Genomic DNA, 3,425 nt, shown 5'->3' on the forward strand with positions numbered 1-3,425 from the left:
CACACACTGTTCGATGAGAGCACGGCCTTCCCCACCGAACTTGGGGTCGCCGCTTGACCTGCTAACCGCCTGAGGTGTCTATGCGGTCACAGCACTAGCGGTGGTTTGTTGACGGCGGGTCAGGGTTGCAGTAGGCCGATAGCAGAGGAACGTCGCCTCGATGCCTGGGGGCTTGTGATGACCCGTCGTGTGCCGTGTCCGCCCGCACCTGGCCCGCTGGAAGCCTACGCCGCATGCTTCGATGACCTGTTCTCCACACTGGCACAGCGCCGCGGGTTCCGCGAGTACCTGACCGGACTGCTGCTGCCGCGGGACCGTAACAAGACGCTGACCTGCCTCGCAGGCACCGAGCCGGTGGTCGGCGCCCAGCACCCGGCGGTGCAGCGGCTGCAGTTCTTCTTGTCCGAGTCGACCTGGGACCACGAGCGGGTCAACGCCCGCCGGGTCGAGATGCTCCTGGCTGACCCCGCGACCGCGCCGCACGAGGGTGGGGTGCTGGTGATCGACGATTCAGGCGACCGCAAGGACGGCAAGGCCACCGCGCACATCGGCCGTCAGTGGCTGGGCCGGCTGGGCAAGACCGACAACGGAATCGTGACGGTGACCACCTGCTGGGCCGACGAGAACCTCTACTACCCGCTGCACGCCGTGCCCTACAGCCCCGCCCACCACTTCCCCCAAGGCAAGAGCGACCCCGACTTCCGTACGAAGCTGCGGATCGCAGTCGAACTCGCCCGCGCGGCGAAGGCCGCCGGGGTGGCCTTCCGGGCCGTGGCCGCCGACTGCGCCTACGGCGACCAGGACAGCTTCCGCAGACAACTCCACACGGCGGGGTTACCGTTCGTCATGGCCCTCAAACCGAGCCACGGCACCTGGGCCTACGGCAAGGACGCCTACACCCCCGTCGACGCCGCCCGCGCCCTGACCTGGACGGACCCCCAGCATCCCGGCGACTGGACCCCGGTCCCGCGGACCTTCCGCGACGGACACACCGAGACATGGTGGGCCGCCGACGCCCACCTCGGCTGGTGGGACCCCGACGGAAACGTCCGCCTGGTCGTGGCGACCGCGGACCCGGCCACCCTGCCCGCGCAGGCCACCTGGTACCTGGCCACCGATCTCCCCCGTCCCGGCGGCCCCCGCGAGTCCGACAGCCCCGAACCCAGCGCCGACCTGCACGAAGTCGTGAGGGTCTACGGCATCCGGCACTGGATCGAGCAGAGCTACAAACAGATCAAGGACGAACTCGGCTGGGCCGACTTCCAGGTCCGCTCCGACACCGCCATCCGCCGTCACCAGACCCTGGTCACCTGCGCCTTTTCGTTCTGCTGGGACGCCTGGTTCAGCCCACCACTCGAGGTTTCGCTCGGAACCGCGCTACCGGAGCCGCCCGAGGAACTGGGCCGGCTCGAGAGGGGGATCAAGCGGATCCCACCAGCCACACCCGGCCAGCTGGCCCAAGGCGATACGAGCGGTCCGGGCCTGGCTTGCCCCCTGGACTGCCCTCCAACGCTGCTGGAGGGCATGGACCAACGCGCCTCCACCACCTGAACTCCAAGCCCTGATCACCGCCGTCGGCGCAGGCCACCCCCTTGATCTCTACTCCCCGGTCTAACAAACCACCGCTAGCCGCCGACGGATTCCCCGTCACCGACGACCTCCTCGCCCGCCTGTCCCCGCTCCAGTACGACCACATCAACTTCCTCGGCCGCTACGCCTTCACCACCCCGAAGGCGCCCGGCACGCGGAAGCTGCGGGAGCCGGCCGGGTCTGTCCATTGAACGGTGTAACTCGGGTGGTGTGGGTTATCGGCGGCCGGCGGTGAGTCGGCCGTCGAAGGCGATGTCGAAGGCCTGGAGTGCGGGTTTCCAGCGCATGGTCCAGCGTTTGCGGCCGGTGCCGGTGGGGTCGAGGCTCATGACGGCCATGTAGACGCATTTCAGCGCGGCGGCCTCGTTAGGGAAGTGTCCGCGGGCGCGGACGGCTTTGCGTATGCGGGCGTTGACCGACTCAATGGCGTTGGTGGTGCAGACGACGCGTCGGATCTCGGTGTCGAACTGGAGGAACGGTACGAACTCGGCCCAGGAGTGCTCCCAGAGCCGCACGATCGCTGGATACTTGGCACCCCATTGCTCCTGGAAGTCCAGGAAGCGGTCCTCGGCGGCCTTCGCGGTTGGTGCGGTGTAGATGGGCTTGAGCGCGCGGGAGATCTTGTCCCAGTCCTGGCGGCCTGCGTAGCGGAACGAGGCCCGGATCAGGTGGACGACGCAGGTCTGGGTGACCGCCTGCGGCCAGACGGTGCCGATCGCGTCGGGCAGGCCTTTGAGTCCGTCGCAGACGACCATGCACACGTCCTCGACGCCGCGGTTCTTGATCTCGGTGAGGACCTGGAGCCAGTACTTGGCGCCTTCGCCGCCGTCGCCGGCCCATAGGCCGAGGATGTCGCGGGTCCCGTCGACGGTGACCGCAAGTGCGACGTAGATCGGGCGGTTGGCGACCTGGCCGTCGCGGACCTCCACGTGCACGCAGTCGATGAAGATCACCGGATAGACCGGGTCCAGCGGCCGGTTCTGCCATTCGGCCATGCCGTCCATGACCTTGTCGGTGATGGTCGAAATGGTCTGCTTGGACACGCTCGCGCCGTATACCTCGGCCAGGTGCGCGGAGATGTCGCCGTGCGTCAGGCCGCGCGCGGACAGCGACAGGACCATCTCGTCGACGCCGGTCAGCCGCCGCTGGCGTTTCTTGACGATCTGCGGTTCGAAGCTGCCGTCGCGGTCGCGCGGGACCGCGATCTCGACAGGTCCGACATCGGTCAGCACGGTCTTGGACCGCACCCCGTTGCGGGAATTCCCGCTGCCAGCGCCGGCCGGGTCGTGCTTGTCGTATCCCAGGTGATCGGTGATCTCGCCTTCCAGGGCGGACTCCAGCACGCGCTTGGTCAGCTGCTGCAAGAGGCCGCCCTCGCCGGTCAATTGCAGACCGCCGGCGCGGGCCCGGTCGACCAGCTGCCCGATCAACTGGTCGTCCAGCACGTCCGCCGACAGCTCGACCGGCTGGACCTCTTCAACCGCCTCGACAGAGGCAGTCACGTCGCTCATCAGGTGCTCTTCCTTGATCGGGAGTTACACCGTTCTTTGTACAGTCCCGCCCGGCCGGTGCTGCAGGAGGCGGGTGAGGAGTAGACCGCCGCTTGGCGTCCCTGCCGGGAGCCGAATCGTTGTCCGGGGTGAGGGCTCGGTCCCGGGAGGGCTCGACATGGAGAGCGAGGAGGGGCGCTATGGCGCGTTCGCTGGGGCGCGGCGATTCTCACTCCTTCGGCTTGAACCCTTGCGTGTGCTGGTCGGCGGGGCGGATGGGGGCGACTATCACCGAGGGCGGTGAGAGCGGGTCGGGCACGACACTGCCCAGGAAGCGCCCCAGCG

3 protein-coding genes are annotated in these 3,425 nt (G+C 68.2%); 2 read left to right on the top strand and 1 reads right to left on the bottom strand.

The annotated features are described in order from the left end of the window. Positions 1–177: 177 nt before the first annotated feature. Both PV350_RS45660 and PV350_RS45665 read left to right on the top strand, forming a co-directional pair. Positions 178–1,551 (top strand): IS701 family transposase, encoded by a 1,374-nt coding sequence (locus PV350_RS45660; protein ID WP_500339200.1) that lies wholly within the window; start codon positions 178–180, stop codon positions 1,549–1,551. A gap of 41 nt (positions 1,552–1,592) precedes the next feature. Continuing rightward, positions 1,593–1,781, top strand: a complete 189-nt coding sequence (locus tag PV350_RS45665; RefSeq protein ID WP_500339201.1) for a hypothetical protein — start codon at positions 1,593–1,595, stop codon at positions 1,779–1,781. Between the two features lie 24 nt (positions 1,782–1,805). Here PV350_RS45665 and PV350_RS45670 read toward each other — a convergent pair whose 3' ends face one another. Then, positions 1,806–3,101 (bottom strand): IS256 family transposase, encoded by a 1,296-nt coding sequence (locus PV350_RS45670; protein ID WP_500339202.1) that lies wholly within the window; start codon positions 3,099–3,101, stop codon positions 1,806–1,808. Positions 3,102–3,425: the final 324 nt, after the last annotated feature.

Origin of the sequence: Streptomyces sp. PA03-6a, assembly GCF_033792765.1 — a bacterium.
In the GTDB taxonomy this organism is placed as follows: domain Bacteria; phylum Actinomycetota; class Actinomycetes; order Streptomycetales; family Streptomycetaceae; genus Actinacidiphila.